The sequence below is a fragment of the Telluria beijingensis genome, from assembly GCF_030770395.1.
GTDB classification, from domain to species: Bacteria; Pseudomonadota; Gammaproteobacteria; order Burkholderiales; family Burkholderiaceae_D; genus Telluria; species Telluria beijingensis.
In genome coordinates this window covers 4,513,098-4,539,161 of the sequence record NZ_CP132480.1, presented here as the reverse complement: position 1 = coordinate 4,539,161, position 26,064 = coordinate 4,513,098, and the positions used below count along the sequence as shown (strand labels likewise).

Genomic DNA, 26,064 nt, shown 5'->3' with positions numbered 1-26,064 from the left:
CAAGAATGGTTCGTGGCTGTGCCCTGGCATCGCTGATCCTGGCGGCGCCGCTGGCGTCCAACGCGCTGGCGGCGCCGCAGGCTCCGGCGGCGCAGGCCAGCGCCGCGCCGGCGGGCGGCGTCGCCAGCGGCGCGCGCCTGCAGATGCGCTGGGAGTTGCTGCGCAACGAGTTCACGCCGCAGATGCCGCAGGGCCGGGCGCAGGCCCGCATGATCCTTACCAACAAGGATAGCCAGCCCTTGCCAGCCCAGGGCTGGGCGATCTATTTCAACGCCATGGACGGCGTGGTCACCGGCCCAGCCTCGGGTAATGTGAGCATGGAGCAGGTGGCCGGCAACCTGTTCCGCATGCGTCCGCTGCCCGGCTTTGCAGGCTTGGGCGCAGGCCAGACGCTCGACATCGTCTATTACCACCCCCAGATCGTCATCAAGATGGCGCGCGCCCCGATCGGTCCCTACCTGGTCTATGACAGTCATCCCGACGTCGGGGTCGCCATCGCCGATTTCGCGCTGCTGCCGGTCACGCGTCCCGAGCAACTGGACAAGGGCTCCGACCCGCGCCAGGTGGTGACGCCGGCCGACACCTACCGCGCCAATACCGGCGCCGATTTGCTGGCGCCGGCCGACGTGCCCCTGGTGCTGCCGACGCCGCTGCAACTCGAGCAGGGCAAGGGCCGCCTGGCGCTGCGCGGGCAGCCGCAAGTGAGCGCGGATGCCGCGCTGAAGAACGAGGCGGCGCTGGCGCGCTCGCTATTCCCCCAAAACCTTCCTGCCGGCGGGCCCGCGCTGCGCCTTTCCGTGGGCAAGGTCGAGGGCCAGGCATCGCCCGAGGCCTACCGCCTGACGGTCGGCGCCGACAGCGGCATCGCCATCGTCGGCAACAGCCCGGCCGGCGTCGCCTACGGCCTGCAAAGCCTGCGCGACCTGCTGCCGCTGCCAGGGGCCGCCGACCAGTCCGTGCCCGAGGTGACGATCGTCGACGCGCCGCGCTTCGGCTACCGCGGCTTCCAGCTCGACGTCGCGCGTAATTTCCATACCAAGGAAACCGTGTTCAAGTGGCTCGACCTGATGGCGCGCTACAAGCTGAACAAGTTCCACTTCCACCTGACCGAAGACGAAGGCTGGCGCCTCGAGATCCGCGGCCTGCCCGAGCTGACCACCATCGGCGCCGTGCGCGGCCACAGCGCGAAGCCGGGCGTGCGCCTGCAGCCGGCCTACGGCTCCGGCCCCGACCCGCGCGATCCGTACGGCAGCGGCTACTATACCCGCGCCGACTACATCGAGATCCTGCGCTACGCCGCCGCGCGCCATATCGAGGTGATCCCCGAGATCGAGATGCCGGGCCATGCGCGCGCCGCCGTGCAGGCGATGGAGGCGCGCTACCACCGCCTGAAGGCGGCCGGCGACAAGGACGCGGCCAAGTACCTGCTCAACGACTTCGAGGACAAATCGGTCTACAAATCGCCGCAGCTGTACAACGACCACGTGCTCAATCCGGGCCTGGAATCGAGCTTCACCTTCGTCCAGCACGTGGTCGACGAGGTGGTGGCGCTGCACCGCGAAGCCGGCGTGCCGCTGCACACGATCCACATGGGTGGCGACGAACTGCCGCATGGCGCCTGGGAAAAATCGCCGGCGGCCCACCGCATGATGGAAAAGCACCAGCTCGAATCGACCGCCGACCTGTGGGACTTCTTCTACGAGCGGGTCGACGGCATGCTGCGCAAGCACGGCCTGTACACCTCGGGCTGGGAAGAACTCGCGGCGCGCAAGACCATGCTGCACGGGCGCCACAAGCTGATCCCGAACCCGCGCTTCACCCAAAAGGGCTTCCATGCCTGGGTCTGGAACAATACCGAAGGCGCCGAAGACCTGGCCTACCGCCTTGCGAATGCCGGCTACGACGTCGTGCTGGCGCCGGTGACCAAGATGTACATGGACATGTCGTACAACGCCAATCCGGAGGAACCGGGCATGAACTGGGGCGACTATGTCGAGCTGCAGACCACCTACGACTTCATTCCCTTCGACTACCTCAAGAATGCGCCCGCGGCCGCGCGTATCGGCAAGGATGGGCTGACCGACTACGGCAAGCGCCGTGTGCGCGGCCTGGAAGCGACGCTGTTCACCGAGACCGTGCGCGATCCGAAGGGGATCGACTACCTGGTGATGCCGCGCCTGCTGGCGGTGGCCGAGCGGGCCTGGGCGCCCGATCCGGCCTGGGCGCTCGAGCTTGACGCCGGCAAGGCGGCCGCGCTGCACCGCCGCGCGTGGTCGGGCTTCGTCAATGCCCTGGGCCAGCGCGTGCTGCCGCGCCTCGACCTGGAGCGCAAGGGCGTCGACTACCGCATCGCGCCGCCCGGCCTGCTGCTCGAGGGGCAGCGGGTGCTGGTCAACCACGTCTTGCCCGGTATGACGCTGCGCTACACGACCGACGGCAGCGCGCCGACGGCCGTCAGCAAGATCGTGACGGGACCGATCGCGGAACGAGGGATGATCCAGGTGGCGGCTTTCGACCGCAATGGCAGGCCGGGGCTGGTGGCCCGTATTGACAGGCGCTAGACGTGGCATGCTTGGGACGCCGATTGCGCCACAAGCACCTGGGAGCGGCGCTATAATCAGCGTTTTCTGCGGGATATCGGGTGACAGCGTCGATCGGACAGGTGGCTTGGCAGTGGCGTGAGCGGTGGCGGGCGACGACGATCCGCGCATTGCTGGTGGTGGCGGCGCTGGCCTGCGCCGCTCCCGGCCGCGTCCACGCCGCGGGCCAGGCGATCGGCATCGTGCCGCCGCTGGCGGCAGCGGCGCCGGCCACCCAGTCGTCCGGACTGCAGGTGCTGCACTGGTGGACGTCGACCAGCGAGCGTAAGGCCGCCGACCTGCTGGCTGCGCGCCTGAAAAGCGAAGGCATCGAATGGCAGGATGCCGCCATTCCCGGCGGCGCCGGCATCGGCGCCGGCAAGGTGCTCAAGGGCCGGGTGGTGGCGGGCGACGCGCCCGAAGTCACCCAGATTATCGGCGTGTCGGTGGCCGAATGGGCCGAGATGGGGCTGCTGCTCGAACTGGACAGCGTTGCCGTCGCCGACGACTGGAATGGGGTCCTGTTCCCCACGGTGCAAGACCTGATCCACTACCGCAAGCACACGATGGCGGCGCCGCTCGGCATCCATCGCGTCAATACCCTGTACTACAACCGCGCACTGTTCGCCCGGCATGGCCTGGCGCCGCCGCGCAACTGGAACGAATTCGAGGCCGTCGCCCGGCGCCTGCTGGCGGTGGGCGTCGAGCCGCTGGCGCACAGCAGCGAACCGTGGCAGGTGGCGACCCTGTTCGAGAACCTGGTGCTGGCCGGGGGCGGCCCGGACTTCTATCGCGAGCTGTTCGTGCGGCGCAGCCCGGCGGCCGCCTTCGACGCGCGCACCGCGCGTGCATTGCAGCACCTGCGCAGCGTCAAGGGCTGGTCGCGCGCGCCGCTCGCCGAGCGGTCCTGGACCGAGGTGGCGCGCCAGTTCGCGCGCGGCCAGGCCGCCATGATGATCACGGGCGACTGGGCCAAGGCCGAGCTGGGCGGGCTCGGCATGACGCTCGACCGGGATTACGGCTGCACTGGCGCGCCGGGCAGCGACCGCTATCACCTGTACAGCGTCGATACGCTGTCGATGTTCGCCGGCGACTACCGGCATCGGCAGGCCCAGGAAAAGATGGCGCGCCTGCTGCTGTCGCCCGCGGTCCAGGCCGAGTTCAACCTGCTCAAGGGCGGGGTGCCGGTACGGCGTGACGCCGATCCGGCGCGCATGGACAGTTGCGCGCGCGCCTCGTGGAACACCTTCGCCAAAGGCGCTGGCGTCCAGGCGCCGAGCCTGGTGCACCGCATGGCCACCGACGAAGCGACGCGCGACGCGATCATCGCTGAAGTGCACCGCTTCTTTCTCGACGACCGGGCGCCGGTCGCGGTGGCCCAGCGCCGGCTGGCCGCCTTGTTCAGACTATTCAATATAACCAGCCAGGGGACACCGGGTGCGCAAGATACTGATCGTGGACGATGACCAAAAAACCCGTGTACTGCTCAAGACCTACCTGGAGAAGAACCAGTACGAGGTGATCCTGTCGCACGACGGCGAGAGCTTCCTGGCCGAGCTGCAGGCGCACGGCGAGCAGCTGTCGCTGGTGATCCTGGACGTGATGCTGCCCGATACCGACGGCTTCGTGCTGTGCAAGCAGGTACGGCAGCAGTCGAACGTGCCGATCATCATGCTTACCGCCAGCTCGGACGAGACCGACCGCATCGTCGGCCTGGAGCTTGGCGCCGACGACTATATCGCCAAGCCCTATAGTCCGCGCGAGCTGCTGGCCCGCATCAAGGCGATCCTGCGCCGCGCCGCGCCCGAGGCGCCGCCGGCGCGCTACTACCGCTTCGTCGGTTTCACGCTCGACCTCAAGGAGCGCACCGTGGTCGACCATGCGGGCGCGGAGGTATCCCTGACCGGGCTCGATTTCCAGCTGCTCAAGTATTTCATCGAGCATCCCGGCCAGGTCCTCGACCGCGGACTGCTGTGCGAGCAGACCCGCGGGCGCGACGCCGGTCCGCTGGACCGCTCGCTGGACGTGCAGATCAGCCGCCTGCGCCTGCGCCTGAACGACGACGGCAAGCAGCCGGCCCTGATCAAGACCGTACGCGGGGCCGGCTATGTGTTCTCGGCCGAAGTCAGCGTGTCCAGTGTCTAGCGCGATGGCCGCCGGCCTGCGCCTGCGCCTGGCTCGGCTATGGCCGGCGTCCCTGCTGGGCCGCCTGACCCTGGTGATGCTGGCCGGCGTGCTGCTCACCCAGCTGGCGGCCAGCGCGATCTGGGCCAGCCAGCTGCGCGCCAAGCAGCAGGTCGAGGCGCAGTCGGCCGCCCAGTACGTGGCCCATAGCGCGGCCGGCGCGATCCGGTTCTTCCGCAGCCTGCCGCCGGCCTACCGCTCGCTGATCATCCAGCAGCTGCGCGAGATGGGCGGCACGCGCTTCTTCGTCAATTTCAACCACGCCTACGTGCCGATCGAGGAGATCGCGCCGCATCCGCTGGCGCAGGGCGTGATCGCCACCGTGGAAGAAACCCTGAAGCAGGACCTGCCGCATTCGCCCGGCTTCCGGCTGGCCTTTGCCCAGCCAGATCGCCTGGTGGTGGCCGAGCATGACGTGCGCCTGGAAGACCTGCCGCATTCCTGGGTCCAGCACGTGCTGCTGCTCAAACCCGATCCTGCGCCGATCCTGGTGATCCAGACCGAGATCGAGCCCGGCAACTGGCTGTACCTGGCGGCCCTGATGCCCAATCCGTACTTCCTGAACGGCAGCGATCCGTTTGCCTGGGATCGCCTGATGCCGCAGGCGCTGTCGCTGGCGGTGGTCCTGCTGCTATGCCTGTTGATGGTGCGCTCGATCACGCGGCCGCTGGCCGCCCTGTCGGACGCCGCGGCCGCGCTGGGGCAGGGCCACGATGAAGACGCGCGGCCGCTGCCCGAAACCGGCAGCCGCGAGTTCGTCAATACGGCGCGCGCCTTCAGCGCCATGCGCGAGCGCATCGCGCGCTACATCGAGGACCGCGAGCGCCTGTTCATCTCGATCTCGCACGACCTGCGCACGCCGATCACGCGCCTCAAACTGCGCGCCGAACTGCTCGACGACGAGGCGCTGCGCGGCGAGTTCGAGGAAGACCTGGATGAACTGGACATGATGGTCAAGGGCGCCCTGCAGTGCGTGAAGGACAGCGACATCCACGAGAATCCGGCCGAGATCCGGCTCGACGCGTTATTGGGCCGCATGGTGAAAAGCGCCCACCTGGCCGGCCAGGAAGTGGCGTTCAGTCCGTCCGGCGTCACGGTGCGCGGCAAGCCGCTGGCGCTCAAGCGCGCCCTCGGCAACCTGCTCGACAATGCGCTGTACTACGGCGGGCGCGCCGAGATCGACGTGCGCGAGGAAGCGGGCGAAGTCGTGATCAAGGTGCGCGACCACGGCCCGGGGGTGCCCGAGGACGCGCTGGCCAGCCTGTTCGATCCCTATGTGCGGCTGGCCCATGGCCGCGACGCCAACGACGGCGGCATGGGGCTGGGCCTGGGCATCGCGCGCGGAATCGTCGAGGCGCATGGCGGGCGACTGCTTTTGTCCAATCACCCTGCGGGAGGACTCGTCGCCCTGGTGCGGCTGCCAGCCCGAGTCATGTAGGGCCCGCTTTAGAACACTTCCGGTACGATGATTTCCGGCGGCACCGGCCGCCGCACATAATCGTCGTGGTATTCACGCTCAGGTAACTCGATTGTCGGCCGGTCGACCTCGACATATGGCATCTGCTGCAGCAAGTGGTGGATGCAGTTGAGCCGCGCTCGCTTCTTGTCCACGCCTTGCACCACCCACCAGCGCGCTTCCGGGATATGGGTGCGCTCGAGCATGATCTCCTTGGCCTTCGTATACTCTTCCCAGCGCCGGCGCGATTCCAGGTCCATCGGACTGAGCTTCCACTGCTTGAGCGGATCGTGGATGCGGCTCAGGAAGCGCGCATTCTGCTCTTCGTCCGAGATCGAGAACCAGTACTTGATCAGCTGGATGCCCGAGCGCACCAGCATGCGCTCGAATTCCGGCACGGTCTGGAAGAATTCGTCGTACTGGTCGTCAGTGCAAAAGCCCATCACGCGCTCGACCCCGGCGCGGTTGTACCAGCTACGGTCGAACAGGACGATCTCGCCCGCTGCCGGCAGGTGCGAGACATAGCGCTGGAAATACCACTGGGTGCGCTCGCGGTCGTTCGGCGCCGGCAGCGCGGCCACCCGGCACACCCTGGGGTTGAGGCGCTGGGCGATGCGCTTGATGACGCCGCCCTTGCCGGCGGCGTCGCGGCCCTCGAACAGGATCACGACCTTGTGGCCGGTGTGCACGACCCAGTCCTGCAGCTTGACCAGCTCGGCCTGCAGGCGGAACAGTTCATGGAAATACTGGCGCCGGGCTTCCTTGTCCTGCTCGCTGCGGGTGGGCGAGGGCAGCAGCGTTTCCGGGTCGAGGTCGCGGTCGTCGAGCTCGAGCTCGAGTTCTTCGTCGTAGCTGTCGGTCAGGTCGCGCTGGACGCGCTGGGTAAGGTCGGGGATGTGAATGGCAGGCATGGCGCCCTCCTATGGGTACGGGTGAAAGACGGCGAACAGTCCTCGCCAGTCTAGCCCTGTTCCATGTCATCGGCATGACAGCACCCGCGTGTGCCCATGCTGGCGCCAGCCCAGCGCTGGTCCGGCACTAGGCCGGCATTTCCCAGCCGTTGCCGTGCTTGATGATCTGCGAGATCACCGAGATCTCGTCGAAGATCCGGTATTCGCGGATGATCCGGTCGTCGCGCAGTTCGAAATGCGAGATGCCCATCACGGTCACCGGCGCCCCATTCACCTTGCCGTACACGGGCGCGCCTTTGTAGCTGCCACGCAGCAGCCACAGCACGGCCACGCGCAGGCCCAGGTCGATCGAGTCGTGGACGGCGATGTCGCGGATCTCCATCTTCCCGTCCGGGAAAGCCGCCAGCAGCGACATCAGCTCAAGCTGGTAATTCGCGATCTGCATCACGCGCCGCATGCGCACGCTCTGGCACACGACGGTGTTGTCGCAGAAGCGGTTGACGCGGTCGACGTGGCGGCCGTTCCAGACCTCATCGAAGAAGTCCTGGATCAGCCGCGTCTCTTTCGCGTAGCGCGCCGGACGCGCACCCGACACCCCGCGTTCGGCGGCATTGGCGATGCGGCCGGCGAAGGAGCCAGCCTCCTCGCCGGTGACGATGGCGTTGCCGAGCACCGGCGAGCGCTGGGCCAGTTCGGCCGCGACCAGGTAGGGATTCATGCCCAGGCCTTCGAGCACCGCGAACTCGTCGCGCACCACCCATTCCTCGGTCACCACGTTGTCTTGCACCAGGCAGTGGGCGACGCTGCGGTTGTACCACTGGCGGCCGGTCGGCGGACCGTAGGTCCAGTGGCCGTCATGCACGGCGTTGTTGAACACGCGGTGCGAGCTGATGAAGCCATTGTCGCCGCGCGACTCCCAGATCACGTCGTCGTGGCCGCCGCCGCGGTTGGAAAAGGCGACCATCTTCTGGACCGAGTTGCCGATCACGTCCTGCATGCCATAGGTCTCGCCATAGCTGGTGTGGACCTTGACGTCGGGCGCGTACATCTCGTGGATCTGGCCCAGGCCGCGGTTGATCCAGATGCGGTCGGTCCAGGCAGTGATGTATTCGCGCGGGTTGCGGTAGGGGGCGTAGGCGGAAGGGCGAAGGCAGGACAGTTGTTCGTCGATGGACATCGAATTTCCTCAAAATGGTGAAGGGGCGGGGCCGGCTTCGGGTGGGAAGCATAGCTGGAGCCAGGATTGCAGGGCAAGGGCGGACGATTGCGGCTGTTCCAGCGGCGCCAGGTGGCCGGCATCGCGGATGGGCGACCATGTCCAGCGCGGCAGCAGTTCGGCCATGCGATCGTGCTGCTCGGGCGGGCAGATGCGGTCATGTTCGCCGCAGGCGAGCAGCACCGGGCGCGCGATGCCGGCCAGGAGCGGCCACGAGTCAGGGCGGGTGGCGAGCGCCATCGACTGGGCGGCGTAGCTGGCCGCGTTCTGTTCCAGCGCCATCGACACCACCAGCGCCGGCAGGGCCGGATCAGGAGCCCTACCCGTGAAATAGGCCGGCGCCAGCTCGTGAAGCGCGATATCGGCCAGGCCGCCCTCGCGCGCGCGCCGCAACTGGTCGCCGCGGCGGGCGCCGCGTTCCGCCAGGTCGGGGCCGGGATTGGTGTCGAACAGGGCCAGCGCCGCCAGCCGTTCGGGCGCCTGGCGCCACATCTCGAGCGCGACGATGCCGCCCATCGACAGGCCGACCGGCACCAGCGGACCGGCCGCCGCCTCCAGGCAGGTGCGCGCCATGGCGGCGATGCTGGTTTCATGCCGGTAGTCGACGTGCACGCAGGGCCAGCGCGCCTCGAGCAGGGCGGCGCAGGGTTCCCACACCCGGCGGTCGCACAGGGTGCCGGGCAGGAACAGCAGCGTGGGTGTCATGGCGCGTCCACGCGCCGCACCAGGTCGGGGCGGTCGCTGCCGCGCACGACGAACAACTCGGCATCGCTCGTGGCGCGCAGCATGCGATCCAGTCCGCGCGGGACGGTGAACGTGTCGCCGGCTGCCAGGGTGGTGGTATTGCCGTCGCCCGAGCGCCATTCCAGCATCCCGCCCTGGACCAGCAGCACCTCGACCTCGTCGCTGCGGTAGTACGGCGTGGCGGCGCCGGCATCGAAGGCCAGGTGGCTCACGCTGAAGTCGTGCGGGAAGGCGATCGGCGGCCTGGATGGACTCTCGCTGGTGAGCCCGAGGCCGATCACGGGCGAGTCACGCACGCCGGGCCCGGCCAGCACCGAGGCGGGGTCGGGCGCCAGCGCGGCGCGCGGCGCCACGCGGCGCGCCATCTCGTCGGCGTCGCGGCTGCGCAGTCCCGACAACTCGGCGCGGCTGGCCGGTGCGACCGGGGACAGGCCGGCAGGCACGGTCTCGCCCAGCGTGGTGTCGACCAGGCTGCCGTTCTCGAGCAGCACCAGGCCGTGGTCGCGCGCCTTCTCGATCACGTGCGGCGCCCACAGCACGCGGCCCGGGTCGTCCTGGCCCAGCACCGCGAACATGAAGCCGACCTTGTCGCCAACGTTCTCGAAGCCGCGGAACATATTCACCGGAATCGAGATGGTGTCGCCTTCGTCCAGGAATGCCTCGCCGTCGCGGCCGTCCTCGCCCCAGAAGAAGCGCCAGCGGCCGGTATGGATGATGAACACCTCCTCGGTCAGGTGGCTGTGCAGCGAATTGGTGCAGTGCGGCGGCTGGCGCGCGCCGCCGATATTGAAGCCGTGCGGCTCGCGGATATGCACGTGCTGCTGCGGATTCTCGGCCACGCCGGGGCCGATGATGGTGAAGTTCTCCTTCTTGTCGCTGCCCGGGCTGCGGGCGTCGATGAAGGCATTGGTGCAGGGGCGCAGCTCGCCGTAGCGCACCAGGCGCTCGCGCAATTGCGGGGATAAGGTCATGGACTACTCCAGGTTGATTGTGTCAGGCCAGGGCGCGGCCGCCGTCGACCGGCAGCACGATCCCGGTAGAGAATGGGAAGTGGGTGGCGGCGGCCAGCACGGCCAGCGCCACGTCGTCGGCCGCGGCCAGGCGCGCCAGCGGCGTGCGCGCCACCTGGGCCGCGCGCCAGTCGGCGTCGATGCCGCGCACGAAATCGGTGTCCACCAGGCCCGGCGCGACCGAGACCACGCGCACCTGTGGCGCCAGCGCCCGCGCCAGCGAGCGGGTCATGTTGTCGAGCGCCGCCTTCGACGCGCAGTACATGATGTTGCTGCCCATGGCGGTGGTGGCGGCGATCGACGAGATACTCACCACCAGGCCGGCGCCGCCGCGCGCCAGCAGCGGATGCAGCGCGCGCACGGCCGCGAACGGGCCGCGCACATTGGTGGCCAGGATCTCGTCGATCAGCGCGTCGTCCAGGCCATCCAGGTCGTCGTGGGCGACGAAGCGGGTGGTGCCGGCGCAGTTGACCAGGATGTCGAGGCGGCCGTGGCGGGTCTCGATCGCCGCGGCGAGCCGGGCCAGTGCAGCCGAATCGGTGACCGGCGCCGCCAGCGCACAATGCCCATCCGCGACCGCCGGCAGGGCGGCGGCCAGGCTGTGCGCCGCATCGGCCGAGCGGTTGTAGCCGACCACGACCCGGGCGCCAGCCGCGGCCAGGCGCCGGCAGATGGCCGAGCCGAGGCCGCCGGCGCCGCCGGTGACCAGGGCGACCTTGCCTGCAAGAGGCTGAGGGGTCGGCGTCATTTGGCCATCCGGCGCACGCGGATGTCGGCCTGCTCCTGGTGGCCGGCGAAGTGTTCCAGCGCGCACAGGCGCGAGCAGACCTCGCCGATCATCACCGAGGCTTCATCGGTCAGCACGCGCTGGTAGGTGTGGGTCTTGATGAACTTGCCGACCCACAGCCCGCCCGTGTAGCGCCCGGCGCCATTGGTCGGCAGCGTGTGGTTGGTGCCGATCACCTTGTCGCCATACGAGACATTGGTGCGGTGGCCTAGGAAGAGTGCGCCGTAGCTGGTGAGGCGGTCGAGGAACCAGTCCGGGTCGCGCGTCATCACCTGCACGTGCTCGGAGCACAGCTGCTCGGACACCTCCACCATCTCCCGGTCGGTCTCGCACAGGATGATCTGGCCATAGTCGCGCCAGGCGACGCTGGCGATATCGCGGGTGGCCAGGCGGGCCAGCACGTTCTCGATTTTGCCTGGCAGCTCGGCGGCGATGCGCGCGCTGGTCGTGATGCAGACCGCTGGCGAGTTCGGGCCGTGTTCGGCCTGGCCCAGCAGGTCGACCGCCACCAGTTCGGCGTCGACGCTGTCGTCGCAGATCACGGCGGTCTCGGTGGGGCCGGCGAACAGGTCGATGCCGACCCGGCCATAGAGCTGGCGCTTGGCCTCGGCCACGTAGGCATTGCCGGGGCCGACGATCATGTCGACCGGCGCCACGCCCTCGGTGCCGAGCGCCATCATGGCGACCGCCTGGACCCCGCCGACCACGTAGATCTCGTCGGCGCCGGCCATGGCCATGGCGGCCACGATGGCCGGCGCCGGTTTGCCCTGGTAGGGCGGCGCGCAGGCGATTACGCGCTTGACGCCGGCCACCTTGGCCGTCAGCACGCCCATATGGGCCGAGGCCAGCAGCGGGTATTTGCCGCCCGGGACATAGCAGCCGACCGAGTTGACCGGGATGTTCTTGTGGCCCAGCACCACGCCGGGCAGGGTCTCGACCTCGACGTCGCGCAGCGACAGGCGCTGGATCTGGGCGAAGCGGCGGATCTGTGCCTGGGCGAATTCGATGTCGCGGATGGCCTGGGGCGGCAGTGAGTCGATGCAGGCCTCGATCTCGGCCTGGCTCAGGCGGAAGGAGGCGGGCGACCAGTTGTCGAATTTGGTGGAATATTCGCGCACGGCGGCCTCGCCCCTGGCCTGGATGTCGGCGAGGATGCCTTCGACGGTGCTGCGGACGGCGTGGTCGATCTCGGCCTTCTGCTCGGCCGGCTTGCCCTGCTTGAGATACTTGATCATGGAACGCGTTTCCTGTGCTGGTGCGTGGATGGGGGCCAAATTCGGCGGTTGGTGAGCAAATTATGATTTGCATTGCATTCGAATGCAATCCGTTTTGCGAAAAATTTTTGGATCGTGCGTGAAATGCGTTGACGCACTGGGAAAGTTGCGAGAATATTCCTGCATTCGCAGTCTTGACTTCTTCTACCTGAGTAAAGGCCAGACCATGCAACGTCCGCAAGCGGAAGACATGACCGGATTCGATCCGGAATTTTCCAACCTCGATCAGTACATCCGCGTCATCACCCGCCGCATCTGGGACGAGCGGCGCATCGACGACATCCACAAGTACTATTCCGACCCCTGCCTGGTCGAGACGCCGGGCGCCGTCACCACCGATATCGCCGACGTGGTGAACGGGACCGTCGCCTCGCTCGGGATCTTCCCCGACCGCCGGCCGCTGGCCGAGGACGTGATCCAGTCAGGCGATGCGCAGACCGGCTTCCTCAGCTCGCACCGCGGCATTTCGGCGATGACCCACCTGGGCGACGGCATCTTCGGGCCGGCGACCGGGCGCCGCGTGCATGCGCGCGCGATCGCCGATTGCGTGTGCAAGGACAACCGTATCGTCCATGAATGGCTGGTGCGCGACCAGGCGGCGATCGCCCTGCACATCGGGCTCACGCCGCGCGAACTGGCCGAGCGCTGGCTGAAGGAGCGCGGCGGCTGGAACAAAGCGGTGGCCGGGCCGGCGCCGGGCGGCTACGTTTCACATGTGAGCGAGGATCCGGTGGCGCGCGGCTACGCCGCCGCGATCGAAGGTTTCGCGCGGCGCGAGAAGGTCGACCTGGCGCAAGTCTACGACGACGCGGTGCATCACATCGGGCCGGGCGGCATCACCCGCTATGGTCACGAGGAGGTGGAGGCTTATTGGAATGGGCTGTTCGGCGCCCTGAAGGTCGAATCGTTCGCCGTCGAGCACCTGGCCATGCAGCGCGGCGGCGGCCGTGCCGACCGCGCCGCCCTGCGCTGGCGCGCCCAGGCGGTGCACACGGGCGACGGCGCGTTCGGTGCGCCGAGCGGGCGCCGGGTCGAAATCCTGGGCATCAACCACGTCGAATTCCACGAAGGGAAGGTGCTGCGCGAGTGGGTGCTGGTCGACGACGTGGTGCTGTGGATGCAGGTCCTGGCCGAGGCGTGAAGATGGTGCGCACCGATTCCTTCCGCGCCGCCGTGCGCGCCTTCGAGCCCATGATGGGGACTTACCTCAAGACGCCGTCGCCCATCGTGTGCGAGGTGCTCGGCCTGGCGCCGCTGGCCTGCGTCTGCATCGATGCCGAACACGCGCCGTTCGGACGCATGGAGCTCGATGCCTGCATCGCGGCCCTGCGCGCGGCCGACATGCCGGCCCTGGTGCGTGTGCAGTCCGGCACGCCGGGCGAGGTATTGTCGGCGCTCGATTGCGGCGCGGTGGGTGTGGTGCTGCCGCACGTGGTGTCCGGCGCTCAGGCCGAGGCCGCGGCCCGCAGCGGACGCTATGGGCCGGGCGGGCGCGGCTATGCCGGCTCGAGCCGCGCCGCCGGCTATACCACGGGCACGATGGCGGCCCATATCGCGAACAGCAATGCGCGCACCGTGCTGGTGGCCCAGATCGAGGATGCCGAGGCGCTGGACGAACTCGATGCCATTGCCGCGGTGGAGGGCATCGATTGCCTGTTCGTCGGACGCATGGACCTGACCGTGTCGCTGGGGGCGGACAGCCCGCTGGATGCGCGCGTGATCGATGCCGTGGAACGCATCTGCGCCGCCGGGCGGCGTCACGGCAAGGCGGTCGGCATGTTCATCCCGCCGAGCGAGGATTGCGCGCGCTGGCAGGCACTGGGCGCGTCGCTGTTCATCCTCGGCTCGGACCACCAGTTCCTGCTCGACGGCGCGCGTGCGCTCGGCAAGCGCCTGGCGCCGGCCCAGGCCTAGGCGGGCGGACCGAGGCGGGCGGTGCCGCCTTCGATGAACTGGGCCGAGAACGAGCGCTTCTCGGGCGCGCCGTCGGGATTGTCGATCAGGGAGGTCAGCAGTCCGGCGGCGGCCTGCGTCATCTTCTGCACTGGCTGGCGCAGGGTGGTGAGGTTATAGCTCATCCAGGTCGACGGCTCGACGCCGTCGAAGCCGGCCACCGACAGCTTGGCCGGCACCGCGATCCTGAACTCATGGCGGGCGGCGTCGACGCAGCCGATCGCCATCACGTCGTTGCCGCAGATGATGGCGTCGGGCGCGCGGCCCATCTGCGCGATGATCTCGCGCAGGCCGTTGACGCCGCTCTCGTAGTCGTAGTTGCCGGCCACGATCACCGGCGCGCGCAATTTGAGCTCCGCCAGGCGCTCGACGGCGCCGCGCGTGCGTTCCTGTCCCACCACCGAGTCGCCCGGCCCGTCGATGATCGCGAAGCGCTTGTGGCCGGCCGCCGCCAGGCGCGACACCAGGGTGCGCGCGCCTTCGATCTGGTCGCACACGACGGCGTTGACCGCCTTGTCGCGCAGGGTGCGGTTGTACATCACCAGCGGAATGCGGCGCCGCTCGAATTCGGCCACCTGCTTCGGCGTCAGCCGCGCGGCGGCGATCACGCCAGCCACCTGGTATTCCCACACCTGGGCCAGCACGCGGTCGATATCGCCTTCGTGGGGCAGGGTGAACAGCAGGATGCGCATGCCGTTGGCCGCGAACTGCTGGCTCAGTTCGGACAGTACCTCGGGGTAGTACAGGTTCGTCAGGTTCGAGATCAGGATCGCCACCAGGTTGGAGCGGCGCGTGATCAGGCTGCGTGCGATCAGGTTCGGGGTATAGCCCAGCTCATCGGCGGCCTTCATCACGCGGGCGCGCATCTTGTCGGAGACGGCCGCGCCTTCCTTGAAGCAGCGCGACACGGCCGATTGCGAGACCCCGGCAAGCAGGGCGACGTCGTAGGACGTGACGTTGACGTGGGGCTTGCCGGCCTGGTCGGCGGCACGCGGTGTTTTGGGACGTGTTGTCATTTCACCTCATCCGGATTCGCCGTAGCGGCGTGCCGCAATTATAGCTCATCCGTCACTACGCCTCACTCGGGCGTTGCATTCGTTTGCAGCGCAGCATCGGTGTCCTCCTTCGCTATAACGAGAGCCAGACATTATTACGCCTTGGTGAATAAGCATAGATATTTCTTGACCTCGGTTGACTTCGAATGCAGTATTACTTGGCGCCGGTCATTTTTACCGCCGCGAATTACCGCATCGTCCGAATGCGGGGAGTGGTAGTCCCAGATTGCATCCGAAGTATTGAAATCCCCGGCACACGCCGGTCTTAGGGCTAGAATCGATGGCTGCAAGAAATTGCTTGCCTGTCGCAACCAAGAAAGGATGGAGATCCACAATGAAGAAGTTGCAACGCAAGTTATTGGCAGGGCAGATGGCGGCGGCCGTTGGCGCCATGGTGGGCATGGGTACGGGACTGGCGCACGCCCAGGCCCCGGTCGAAACCGCGGCCGCGCCGGCGGCGCCGAAGGCCGCGCTGCAGTCGGTGGTCGTCACCGCGCAGCGGCGCGCGGAAAATCCGCAGGAGGTGCCGATCTCGGTCACCGCCATCACCGCCGAGACGCTCGGCGACCGCAACATCACCGACCTGTCGCAGATGGAAGGCATGTCGCCCGGCTTCACCTTCGGCCGCTCCGGCGCCGATGCGCGCCCCGCGATGCGCGGCGTGCGCACCGATAATGTGGCGATCAATGGCGACACCACCATCGGCTTCTTCGTGGACGGCATCTACAAATCGCGCGCCCAGCAGGCGCTGGCCAACTTCGTCGACATCGACCGGGTCGAGATCCAGCGCGGCCCGCAAGGCACGCTGTACGGCCGCAACACCTTCGGCGGCAATATCTCGCTGGTGACCAATGCGCCAGAACTGAACAAGACGCATGCCTCGGTCAGCGTCCTGGTCGGCAATTTCGACCGCCTGCGGGTGGAGGGCATGTACAACGTCCCCTTGGGCGAAACGATGGCGGCGCGCCTGGTGATCGCCGACGAGCGCGCCGACGGCTACGTGAAAAACGACTTCAATCCGGGCGCGGACCTGTTCGACCAGGACCTGACCTATGGCCGCATCTCGCTGCTGTTCAAGCCGAACAAGGATTTCGAGGCGACCCTGCGCGCCGACTGGACCAAGCAGGACGCCAACGGCGCCGCCGCCTTCGGCTACAAGCAGGCCGGCACCTACTACGATCCGGCTTCGTGCCAGCAGCTGTTCAATGCCACGCTGGGTTATTTCAACCCGCGGCCGGGCAACCGCGACGGCGTGTCGGACTGCGTGCGCACCGCCGGCGCCGGCAACGGGACTGGCGCCAATGCGGTTGGCAGCGGCGCCGACCTGGGCGTGCCGATCCACAAGCCGGGCGACGCCTGGCACTACGATGCCGACTACCAGAGCTTCATGAAGCTGCGCGACAAGAGCGCCTCGCTGGACATGACCTGGCGCTTCGACAAGGTCGCCCTCAAGTCGATCACCGGCTACGCCGACTTCGAGGTCGAGCGCACCGCCGATTCCGACATGTCGGCATCAACCATCGCGATCGACTTCCAGCGCACCACGGCCGAGACTTTCTCGCAGGAGCTGCAGATCCAGTCGGTCGGCGACGGTCCGTTCGAGTACGTGGCCGGCTATTACTACTTCAACGACAAGCTGCGCGGCACCTTCATCAACCAGCAGCTGCCGCGCACCATCCGCTCCGGCGCGCTGGCCAATCCCTTGAGCCTGCCGCAGGCGTCCGCCGGCACCTTCGACGACCCGTACGCCACCACCGAGTCGAACGCCTTCTATGCCCAGGGTTCGTGGAAGGCGACCGAGCAGCTGAAACTGACGCTTGGCGCGCGCCGCACGGTCGACAAGAAGGACTTCCGTTTCGCGAACGCCAACTCGGTGCTGCCGCTGGGCGCCAACGGCCAGCCGGACGGCAACCTGATCACGATCGACACCGCATCGCCGCCGCGCTCGGCCTTCGGCAGCGCCGGCGTCTCGAACTGCGTGCCGGCGCGCGGCCCAGGCTTCTACTGCGACCCGAACAATCCTTCGGTACTGTGGGGCGCGACTTATGACGAGGAAGAGTTCTCCAAGACCACGATGCGCGCCGCCGCCGACTACAAGCTCTCGAAAGCCAACCTGCTGTATGCCAGCTATTCGACCGGTTTCCGTTCGGGCGGCTTCAACTCGGGCCAGACCAACGAGGCGGTGCGGACCTTCCTGCCGGAGGAAGTGAAGGCGATCGAGCTCGGATCGAAGAACCGCTTCCTCGACAATACCCTGCAAGTGAACCTGGCGGCCTTCTTCAACCGCTACGACAACTTGCAGGAACAGCGCCAGACCCCGGTCGGCGGCACCACGATCTCGAGCGTGTTCAACGCCACCGAGGCCGAGTCGAAGGGCCTGGAAGTCGAGTGGCAGTGGAAGGCGAGTCCGGCCCTGTCGTTCGGCGGCGGCATCTCGTTCCTGGACGCCAAGTACACCAGCTGGAAGGATGTGGCCCTGCCTTATGGCACCTCGATCCTCGTGGCCGACGCCAGCGCCACCAGCCCGACCGTGATGGACGGCGTGACGGTTGCGCCGATCGGGCAGCGGCGTGTGTTCGCCCCCGGCTACGATTGCGGCGTGCTGCCCGGCACCGGGGGCGCCGGCCAGCCACCGGTGGCCTTCGGCTGCGACCTGTCGGGCAAGCGGGTGCCGTATTCGCCGCGCATCCAGGGCTCGGTATTCGGCTCCTACGAGTTCAGCCTGCCGAACGGCGGCTACCTGACGCCGATGGCGGTGGTCACCTTCTCGGACGGCTATTACGGCCAGCCGTATAACGCCAAGCTGGAACGCCAGCCCGGCTATGCCAAGACCGACTTCAAGCTGAACTGGGAGATCAACGACCGCTGGAGCGCGCTGCTGTACGTCGACAATGCCTTCGACAAGCAGACCATCAACCGCTTCGTCTGGGGCGGCGGCGGCGGGCTGCAGGTGAGCGCCGCGGCGCCGCGCACCTTCGGCCTGCGGGTCAACTTCCAGTCGTTCTGAGTCCCTGGCCATGATTGTCGAGCGCGTCCACGCGGCGCGGATGGACTACCTGGCCGCGCTGCGGCGGGTGGAAGCGGGCAGCCGCGGCGACTGGGCTGCGGCGATGACGGCGCTGTATGCCGACCACGTCGCCTGGCACGGCCCGCGTCCGCTGGACGACCGGCAGGGCGCGGCCGCGCTGCGCGCCGCGGTCTGGGAGCCGCTGCTGCGCGCCTTTCCCGACATCAGCCGGCGCGACGACATCGTGCTCGGCGGCGAGTTCGCGGGCGGGGTGTGGGTCACCTCCCACGGCCACTATTGCGGCAACTTCGTGGCGCCGTGGCTGGGCATCGCACCAAGCGGGCGCGTGGCGACGCTGCGTTTTGGGGAGTTCTGCCGCATCGAAGCGGGGAAGGTGGTCGAGGCCTATGTGATCTTCGACCTGCCGGACCTGATGCGCCAGTGCGGCTGCTGGCCGCTGGCGCCCAGCATCGGCGCGATGCAGGCGGTTCCCGGGCCCGCCACGCACGACGGCGTGCAAGTGGGACTGGCCGACCCGGCCGAATCGCGCCGCAGCCTCGACCTGGTGGAGGCGATGATCGCGGGCCTGATGCGCTACGACGGCATGGATTTTGCAAGCATGGACATGGACCGCTACTGGCATCCGGACTTCATGTGGTACGGTCCCGGCGGCATCGGCACCAGCAAGGGCTTCCCCGGCTACCGCCAGGCCCATTCGGCGCCGTTCCTGGCCGCGTTTCCGGACCGCGTCGGGGGCGACCACAAGGCCAGGCTGGGCGAGGGCAGTTACGTGGCCTCGACCGGCTGGCCCAGCGTGCGCGCCACGCACCTCGGCGGCGGCTGGCTCGGCCTGCCGCCCACCGGGCGCCGGGTCGGGATGCGGGTGATGGACTTCTGGCGGCGCGACGGCGACCTGCTGGCCGAGAACTGGGTGCTGATCGACGTGCTCGATCTGCTGGATCAAATGGGCGTGGACATCCTTGCCCGCGCTTCAATCACTGCCAAGGGTTTGCAATGAGTTACCACGTTCCATCCGCACCGCCGATCGAGACCACCACCGCGCGCCGCTACGTCATCTTCGGCGCCATCATGCTGGTCTATATGTTCTATGCCTTCTGCTGGAACACCGAGAACTTCCTGCGTCCCTACATGGCCGAGTCGCTGGGCCTGAGCAAGACCCAGGTCGCGGCCTTCTATACCTTCCAGGCGCTGGGCGCCATGATCGGCGCCATCATCCTGTCCCAGGTGGCAGACCGTACCAGCCGCCGCAACACGCTGGCCTGTATCAGCTTCGGGATCGGCCTGGCGGCGCTGGGCGTGTATTTCGTCGATTCCTTCGCCACGGCCCTGGTGCAGCGCTTCGTCATGGGTTTCTTCCTGGGCGGCGTGTTCGGCACCGTGGTCAGCGTCTACGTGGGATTGTTTCCTGCGACGGTGCTGGGCTTCCTGGCCGGCGTGGTGCAACTGGCCTATAACGGCGGCGATGCGCTGCTGTCCTGGTTCGGCCGTCATTACGACGCCAGCAACTGGCACGAGATCCTGCAGATCGGCGGCGTGGGGGCGATTTGCGCTGGCATCGTGGTGGTGCTGGTGGTGCCCGACGACCGCACCCGCATCACGGCCGACGGCAGCGTGGTCAAGGTGGCGCGCGCCAAGCCGGCCATGCGCGAGTTGTTCGTCGACGGCCGCTGGAAGCTGACCTGGCGCCTGGCCTTGCTGGCCGGCCTGAATTATTTCGCCTACCAGGCCTTCAGCGGCTGGGCCACCACCTTCCTGCGCGAGGTGCACGGCTATCCGACCGATATGGTGGGCAAGCTGATGACGGTGCTGCACGTGGGCTCGATGGTCGGCGCGCTGCTGTGGGGGATGGCGGCCGACCGCTTCGGCCGGCGCGCCAACGCGATCGGCTTCGTGTTCGCGGCGCTGGCCATCGTGGCCTACCTGACCCTGCCGGCCACGCCGGTGATGCTGGCCACGACCGGCTTCGCCTATGGCTTCTGCATCGTCTCGCACGGCATCTGGGGGCCGTATTTCGCCGAGATGTACCCGGAGCACCTGCGCGCGACGGCGGCCTCGATCATCAACTGGGGACGCATCGTGTCGCTGCTCGGCTCCCTGCTGACCGGCTGGATCGCCGAACACTTCGGGCTGTACACCATCATGTACATCGGCGGGGCGACTTATGCGCTGGCGGCATTGCTGTGGTGGACCTTGCCGGAAACGCTGCAGCGCAAGCCAGCGGTGATCCCGGTCGCGGTGCGCAAGCCCGGCTAAGGAATTGGCTGAATACGCGGCGCTCCAGCCGGACGGATGGCGTCGGAATGGCATGCTATACTGGCAGCGTTCCGACTCTTTCCGTGTATATGAGACGATTCATCGTCATCTGCCTGACCCTGCTGCTCCCCCTGAACATGTTTGCCCTGGCCATGGCCGCATCCGCGATGCAGCCGGCCGGCGCGACGGAACACGTCACACCATCCGAAGTCCTCATCCAGACGGCAGCGCTCGAGACCGACGCCGCCGTGCCCCTGTTCGCCGATGCCTACCTGGCCGGCGCCTACGATTGCCAGGCCGGCTGCGACATCGATCCCGATGAACCGCCGGCCGGCGCCGACGTCCACGATTCCGTGCACGAAGACCTTGGCCTGCCGATCGGCGGCACGCCGGGCGGCGCGGTCGCGCCCCCGGCGCCGCCTCGACCAAGCCATTCCTCGTTCCCCCCGCTGAAACCGCCGCGCCAGGCCTGAGGGCCTGCTTCGCCGCACGCGCGGCTTTCCTGGCCGATCCGCATTGATGGCATCGCGACGCCCACGCGCCGCCATGCCCGCGATCGGCCGCGTCACACTTTTTTGGCGAATTAACGAGGTAACACCATGGAATGGCTATTCGACCCGGCAATCTGGGCGGGTCTGCTCACACTCGTCGTCCTGGAAATCGTCCTGGGCATCGACAACCTGATTTTCATCGCGATCCTGGCGGATAAACTGCCGCCGCACCAGCGCGACAAGGCGCGCCTGATCGGCCTGACCCTGGCCATGCTGATGCGCCTGGGCCTGTTGACCATCGTTTCCTGGCTGGTCACGCTCACCACGCCGCTGTTCGCGCTGGGGCCGTGGTCGCCCTCGGGGCGCGACCTGATCCTGCTGCTGGGCGGCGTGTTCCTGCTGTTCAAGGCCACCGTCGAGCTGCACGAGCGCCTGGAAGGTGTCACCCACGTCCATACGCAATCGAAGGTGTACGCCAGCTTCGGCGCGGTGATCGTGCAGATCGTGGTGCTCGACGCCGTGTTCTCGCTCGACGCCGTGATCACCGCGGTTGGCATGGTCGACCAGCTGGGCGTCATGATGGCCGCCGTGATCATTTCGATCGGCGTCATGATCGTGGCTTCCAAGCCGCTGACCCGCTTCGTCAACGCGCACCCGACCGTGGTCGTGCTGTGCCTTTCCTTCCTGCTGATGATCGGCCTGTCGCTGGTGGCCGAAGGCCTGGGCTTCCACATCCCGAAAGGCTATCTGTACGCGGCGATCGGCTTCTCGATCCTGATCGAGGCGCTGAACCAGTTCGCGCGCCGTAACTTCCTCAAGAACGAGGCGCGCATGCCGCTGCGCGACCGTACTGCCGACACCGTGCTGCGCCTGATGGGCGGCAAGCGCCGCCAGGACGCCGAGGCGGCCGCCGCCGACGCCGAGGAAGAAGAAGTGCAGGCCTTCGGCGTCGAAGAACGCAATATGGTCAGCGGCGTGCTGACGCTGGCCGACCGCTCGATCCGCTCGATCATGACGCCGCGTTCCGAGATGTCGTGGGTGAACCTCGACGACGACAGCGACGACATCCTGCGCCAGTTGCAGGAGTCGCCGCACAGCCTGATGCCGGTGGGGCGCGGCCAGCTCGACAACCTGGTCGGCATCGCCCGTACCAAGGACCTGATCAGCCAGCTGGTGCTGCAGGCGCGCATCGACGACGTGATCGTCGACGCCAATGGACCGATTCGTAAACCCATCCTGCTGCCGGACACCGCCGGCGTGCTCAAGGCCATGGACACGCTCAAGCGCGCCCACGGCCAGCTGGTGCTGGTGACCGACGAATTCGGCATCGTCCAGGGCCTCCTGACGCCGGNACACCGCCGGCGTGCTCAAGGCCATGGACACGCTCAAGCGCGCCCACGGCCAGCTGGTGCTGGTGACCGACGAATTCGGCATCGTCCAGGGCCTCCTGACGCCGGTCGACATCCTGGAAGCGATCGCCGGCGAGTTCCCCGACGAGGACGAACAGCTCGCGATCCAGCCGAAGGGCGAGGGCGAGTGGGAAGTCGATGGCGCGGCCGACCTGCACCAGCTGGAACAGGTGCTCGAGACCGAGGGCCTGGTGAGCGTGGACGACGAGTACACCTCGCTGGCCGGCTTCCTGCTGGCGCGCTTCGAGAGCCTGCCCGAGCCGGGCCAGGAGATCGAGATCGACGGCCTGCGCTACCGCATCCTGGCGGTCGAGGAGCGCCGCATCGCCAAGGTGCTGGTCCAGCGGATCGTGGCCGATGCGCCGGATGCGCCCGAGCAGGCGGCTTGAGCTCCCATTTTAATTACCGTAACTGAAACAAGAAGGACATCATGAAACGTACCCTGTTATTCATCGCCACCAACCTCGGCATCGTGCTGGTGCTGGGCATCACCGCCAGCCTGCTGGGCGTTAACCGCTTCCTCACCTCGAACGGCCTGGACTTGACCAGGCTGCTTTTGTTCGCCGGCCTGATGGGCTTTGGCGGCGCCTTCATCTCGCTGCTGCTCTCGAAGCCGATCGCCAAATGGAGTACCAAGGCGCGCGTCATCACCCAGCCGTCGAATTCGACCGAGCAGTGGCTGATCAACACCGTGGCGGGCCAGGCCCAGCGCGCCGGCATTGGCATGCCCGAAGTCGCCATCTACGACGGCGAGCCGAACGCCTTCGCCACCGGCGCGACGAAGAATTCGTCGCTGGTCGCGGTGTCGACCGGCCTGCTGCAATCGATGACCGAGCAGGAAGTCGAGGCCGTGCTGGCCCACGAGGTGGCTCACATCGCCAACGGCGACATGGTGACCTTGACCCTGATCCAGGGCGTGGTCAATACCTTCGTGATCTTCCTGGCGCGCATCGTCGGCTACTTCGTGGACGGCATGCTGCGCAAGAATGACGAGGAAAACAGCGGCCCCGGCATCGGCTACATGGTCACCGTGATCGTGTGCGAGATCGTGTTCGGCATCCTGGCCAGCATCATCGTGGCCTGGTTCTCGCGCCAGCGCGAATTCCGCGCCGACCGCGGCGCCGCCACCATCATGGGCCAGCCGCAGCCGATGATCGCGGCCCTGCGCCGCCTGGGCGGCATGGCCGAAGGCGAGCTGCCGAAGAATATGAGCGCCTTCGGCATCTCTGGCAAGGGCAGCGCCATGGCGCTGTTCTCGAGCCACCCGCCGATCGAAGAGCGGATCGCGGCCCTGCAGTCGCGCTAATCGCTGGCAGGGATGCCCGGCACCCCGATGCGGATGGCGCGCGAGTAGTCCATCGCATCGGGGCCGGCCTTGCGGGCGCGGGCATTGATGTGGCCGCGCTCGCGCAGCACCGCATAGGGCAGGCCGGGCGTCAGCGCGCCGTGGTCGTAGGCATATTCGGCGAAGTGCCCGGACGCCAGCAGCCGGTAGTCGAGCGGCAGCGTCGGGTCGATGTGGCGCGCCAGTTCGAACAGGATCGTGGTGCAGTTGCTGGTCAGGGTGTTGTAGAACTCGGGCCGGCGCCGCAAGGCCTCGGCCCGTTCCAGGTATTCCAGCAGCACCGAGCGCAGTTGCGTGGGCGTGGCGCGCAGCCGGTACAGGTAGACCTGCTCGCTGCGGGCATTGCTGCGGGTGCGGATCAGGTCGCGCTCGTCGGCGGCGACAATGACTTGTTCGAACTTGCGAAAGAAGCCGCCAATCGCGGAAAACTCCTCGCCGCGCTCCTTGCGGATCTCGAGCGAGAATACCACTCGTTGGCCGTCGCTGAAGCCGAACGACACCAGCGTGTGGGCGATGTGCGGCCCCATCCAGTAGGACAGCACCAGGTCGGCCGACTCGAGCCGGGCCAGGTCGTAGCGCCGCGTCTCCCAGCGCGGCGTATAGTCGGTCTCGGTGCGCCATTCGAAGGCGCGGACATTCTGCAATTCCAGGCGGTCGCCATCGACGCGCGAGACCAGCAGGCGCGCCACGTCGTCGGCCCATGGCCGCTCGTGCGACGGCGCGAGCGAGTGCCACCACCCCAGCATCGATAGTAGGGCCAGCGCCGCGGCGAGCAGCAGCTTGCGCTCGTGCCGCCAGCCAGGCGCGCGCGCCAGCACCAGCACGGCGGCCAGGCCGAGCAGGCACCATGCCGCGCCGAGGAACAGGGCCAGCGCCGGCGCCAGCTGGAACCACAGCGCCAGTGCGCCCCACGCCGTGACCAGGAAAACGGGCACCGCCAGCAGCGCCCTGGCCAGCCGGCGCCAGTTCACTTGGCCTGCTCCGGCGTGGCCGGTTGCTCGGGCAGGAACCAGTTCAGCACCAGGGCGCACAGCCCGCCGGTGGCGACGCCCGATTCGAGCACATTGCGCACCGCGGCCGGCATATGGGCCAGGAATTCCGGCACCTGCGACACGCCCAGTCCCAGCGCGAGCGAGACCGCGATCACCAAGAGGGCGCGGCGGTCGAGGTGGACGCTGGCCAGGATATTGATGCCGGCCGCCGCGACGGCGCCGAACATGACCATCGCCGCGCCGCCCAGCACCGGCTCGGGCACCGCCTGGATCACGCCGGCGACCGCCGGGAACAGGCCCAGGATCACCAGGAACAGGGCGATCCACATGCCGACGTGGCGGCTGGCGATGCCGGTCAGCTGGATCACGCCGTTGTTCTGGGCGAAGATCGAGCTGGGGAAGGTGTTGAAGATCCCCGCCAGCAGCGAGTTGGCGCCGTTCACCAGAACCCCGCCCTTGATGCGCTGCATCCACAGCGGGCCCTCGACCGGCTGGCGCGACACCTTGCTGGTGGCCGTCACGTCGCCGATCGCCTCGAGCGAGGTAACCAGGTAGATCACGATCATCGGGATGAACAGCGACCACGAGAAGCCCAGGCCGAAATGCAGCGGCACAGGCACCTGGAACAGCGGCGCCTCGTGCATGCCGGTGAAGTCCAGCCGCCCCATCCAGCCGGCCAGCGCATAGCCGACGCCCAGCGCGATAACGATGGCCGCGCTGCGCATCCACACCACCGGCACCCGGTTCAGGATCACGATGATGGCCAGCACCACGCCGGACAGCAGCAGGTTCTCGCCATTGGCGAAGCTGCCGTTGCCCATGGCGGCATAGCCGCCGCCCATGCTGATCAGGCCGACCTTGATCAGCGTGAGGCCGATCATCAGGACCACGATGCCTGTCACCAGCGGCGTGATCAGGCGTTTCACGAAGGGCAGCACGCGCGAGACGCCCATCTCGATGAAGGAACCCGCGACCACGACGCCGAAGATCGCCGCCATCACCGCCTCCACCGGAGTACCCTGCTTGACCATCAGGGCGCCGCCGGCGATCAGGGGACCGACGAAGTTGAAGCTGGTGCCCTGCACGATCAAGAGGCCCGCCCCGAACGGCCCGAAGCGGCGGCACTGGACGAAGGTGGCGATGCCCGACACGACCAGCGACATCGAGACGATCAGGTTCGTATCGCGGCTGGACACGCCCAGCGCCTGGCAGATCAGGAGTCCTGGCGTGACGATGGGCACGATGATGGCCAGCAGGTGCTGCAGGGCGGCCAGCATGCCGAGTAGCGGCGGCGGGCGGTCGTCGAGGCCGAGGATCAGTTCCGAATGGGGTGGCTGGGTCGAGGGTGTGGACATGACAGGGAACGGCTGGGCAAAG

The 26,064-nt window shown here is 67.7% G+C and carries 20 protein-coding genes and 1 pseudogene; 12 read left to right on the top strand and 9 right to left on the bottom strand.

What is annotated here, in order from left to right; translation table 11 throughout:
- Positions 1–5: 5 nt before the first annotated feature.
- The 4 genes from Q9246_RS20075 to Q9246_RS20060 all read left to right on the top strand — a co-directional run bounded on the left by Q9246_RS20075 (position 6) and on the right by Q9246_RS20060 (position 6,201).
- Entirely contained in the window at positions 6–2,561 is a 2,556-nt protein-coding gene (locus tag Q9246_RS20075) for a family 20 glycosylhydrolase (protein WP_306392469.1), read from the top strand.
- An 80-nt stretch (positions 2,562–2,641) separates the two neighbouring features.
- A complete protein-coding gene (locus Q9246_RS20070) occupies positions 2,642–4,045 on the top strand; it encodes an ABC transporter substrate-binding protein (protein WP_306392467.1) in 1,404 nt (467 codons plus the stop codon).
- Positions 4,017–4,724, top strand: a complete 708-nt coding sequence (locus Q9246_RS20065; protein ID WP_306392466.1) for a response regulator — start codon at positions 4,017–4,019, stop codon at positions 4,722–4,724. The genes Q9246_RS20070 and Q9246_RS20065 overlap by 29 nt, the downstream gene beginning before the upstream one ends.
- A gap of 4 nt (positions 4,725–4,728) precedes the next feature.
- Complete coding sequence (locus Q9246_RS20060; protein WP_306398232.1) at positions 4,729–6,201, top strand: sensor histidine kinase; 1,473 nt, start codon at positions 4,729–4,731, stop codon at positions 6,199–6,201.
- An 8-nt stretch (positions 6,202–6,209) separates the two neighbouring features.
- Here the strand turns inward: Q9246_RS20060 and ppk2 are convergent, their stop codons facing one another.
- The 6 genes from ppk2 to hisD all read right to left on the bottom strand — a co-directional run bounded on the left by ppk2 (position 6,210) and on the right by hisD (position 12,122).
- A complete protein-coding gene (gene ppk2 / locus Q9246_RS20055) occupies positions 6,210–7,130 on the bottom strand; it encodes a polyphosphate kinase 2 (protein ID WP_306392465.1) in 921 nt (306 codons plus the stop codon).
- Between the two features lie 127 nt (positions 7,131–7,257).
- Positions 7,258–8,307, bottom strand: coding sequence for a nuclear transport factor 2 family protein (locus Q9246_RS20050; protein ID WP_306392464.1), 1,050 nt, complete (start codon positions 8,305–8,307; stop codon positions 7,258–7,260).
- 9 nt (positions 8,308–8,316) lie between these two features.
- Positions 8,317–9,051 (bottom strand): alpha/beta fold hydrolase, encoded by a 735-nt coding sequence (locus Q9246_RS20045; RefSeq protein ID WP_306392463.1) that lies wholly within the window; start codon positions 9,049–9,051, stop codon positions 8,317–8,319.
- On the bottom strand, positions 9,048–10,061 hold the full coding sequence (locus Q9246_RS20040) for a cupin domain-containing protein (protein WP_306392462.1): 1,014 nt from the start codon (positions 10,059–10,061) through the stop codon (positions 9,048–9,050). The genes Q9246_RS20045 and Q9246_RS20040 overlap by 4 nt, the downstream gene beginning before the upstream one ends.
- Before the next feature lie 22 nt (positions 10,062–10,083).
- On the bottom strand, positions 10,084–10,848 hold the full coding sequence (locus Q9246_RS20035) for an SDR family NAD(P)-dependent oxidoreductase (protein ID WP_306392461.1): 765 nt from the start codon (positions 10,846–10,848) through the stop codon (positions 10,084–10,086).
- A complete protein-coding gene (gene hisD, locus Q9246_RS20030) occupies positions 10,845–12,122 on the bottom strand; it encodes a histidinol dehydrogenase (RefSeq protein ID WP_306392460.1) in 1,278 nt (425 codons plus the stop codon). The genes Q9246_RS20035 and hisD overlap by 4 nt, the downstream gene beginning before the upstream one ends.
- A gap of 205 nt (positions 12,123–12,327) precedes the next feature.
- On the opposite strand from hisD, the gene Q9246_RS20025 reads away from it, so the two are divergent.
- The gene (locus Q9246_RS20025; RefSeq protein ID WP_306392459.1) at positions 12,328–13,302 is read left to right on the top strand and encodes an ester cyclase; all 975 of its coding nucleotides are present in this window, start codon (positions 12,328–12,330) and stop codon (positions 13,300–13,302) included.
- A 2-nt stretch (positions 13,303–13,304) separates the two neighbouring features.
- Positions 13,305–14,075 carry an HpcH/HpaI aldolase family protein gene (locus Q9246_RS20020; protein WP_306392458.1) on the top strand — a complete coding sequence of 257 codons (771 nt, stop codon included), beginning with the start codon at positions 13,305–13,307 and terminating at the stop codon, positions 14,073–14,075.
- Here the strand turns inward: Q9246_RS20020 and Q9246_RS20015 are convergent.
- Positions 14,072–15,130, bottom strand: coding sequence for a LacI family DNA-binding transcriptional regulator (locus tag Q9246_RS20015; RefSeq protein ID WP_306392457.1), 1,059 nt, complete (start codon positions 15,128–15,130; stop codon positions 14,072–14,074). The genes Q9246_RS20020 and Q9246_RS20015 overlap by 4 nt on opposite strands.
- 373 nt (positions 15,131–15,503) lie before the next feature.
- On the opposite strand from Q9246_RS20015, the gene Q9246_RS20010 reads away from it, so the two are divergent.
- From Q9246_RS20010 to htpX, 6 genes and pseudogenes are all read left to right on the top strand, one after another.
- Positions 15,504–18,176, top strand: a complete 2,673-nt coding sequence (locus Q9246_RS20010; protein ID WP_306392456.1) for a TonB-dependent receptor — start codon at positions 15,504–15,506, stop codon at positions 18,174–18,176.
- 10 nt (positions 18,177–18,186) lie between these two features.
- Complete coding sequence (locus tag Q9246_RS20005; RefSeq protein ID WP_306392455.1) at positions 18,187–19,194, top strand: ester cyclase; 1,008 nt, start codon at positions 18,187–18,189, stop codon at positions 19,192–19,194.
- Positions 19,191–20,450, top strand: coding sequence for an MFS transporter (locus Q9246_RS20000; protein WP_306392454.1), 1,260 nt, complete (start codon positions 19,191–19,193; stop codon positions 20,448–20,450). Before Q9246_RS20005 ends, Q9246_RS20000 begins: the two co-directional genes overlap by 4 nt.
- 89 nt (positions 20,451–20,539) lie before the next feature.
- Entirely contained in the window at positions 20,540–20,923 is a 384-nt protein-coding gene (locus Q9246_RS19995) for a hypothetical protein (RefSeq protein WP_306392453.1), read from the top strand.
- A 126-nt stretch (positions 20,924–21,049) separates the two neighbouring features.
- A pseudogene (locus Q9246_RS19990) lies at positions 21,050–22,739 on the top strand (TerC family protein).
- Between the two features lie 41 nt (positions 22,740–22,780).
- Positions 22,781–23,656: a protease HtpX gene (gene htpX / locus Q9246_RS19980; protein WP_306392451.1), complete on the top strand. Its 876-nt coding sequence runs from the start codon at positions 22,781–22,783 to the stop codon at positions 23,654–23,656.
- Here htpX and Q9246_RS19975 read toward each other — a convergent pair.
- Together Q9246_RS19975 and Q9246_RS19970 are read right to left on the bottom strand one after the other, a co-directional pair.
- Complete coding sequence (locus Q9246_RS19975; protein ID WP_306392450.1) at positions 23,653–24,666, bottom strand: Lnb N-terminal periplasmic domain-containing protein; 1,014 nt, start codon at positions 24,664–24,666, stop codon at positions 23,653–23,655. The genes htpX and Q9246_RS19975 overlap by 4 nt on opposite strands.
- Positions 24,663–26,042 carry a nucleobase:cation symporter-2 family protein gene (locus Q9246_RS19970; protein WP_306392449.1) on the bottom strand — a complete coding sequence of 460 codons (1,380 nt, stop codon included), beginning with the start codon at positions 26,040–26,042 and terminating at the stop codon, positions 24,663–24,665. The genes Q9246_RS19975 and Q9246_RS19970 overlap by 4 nt, the downstream gene beginning before the upstream one ends.
- Positions 26,043–26,064 lie beyond the last annotated feature (22 nt).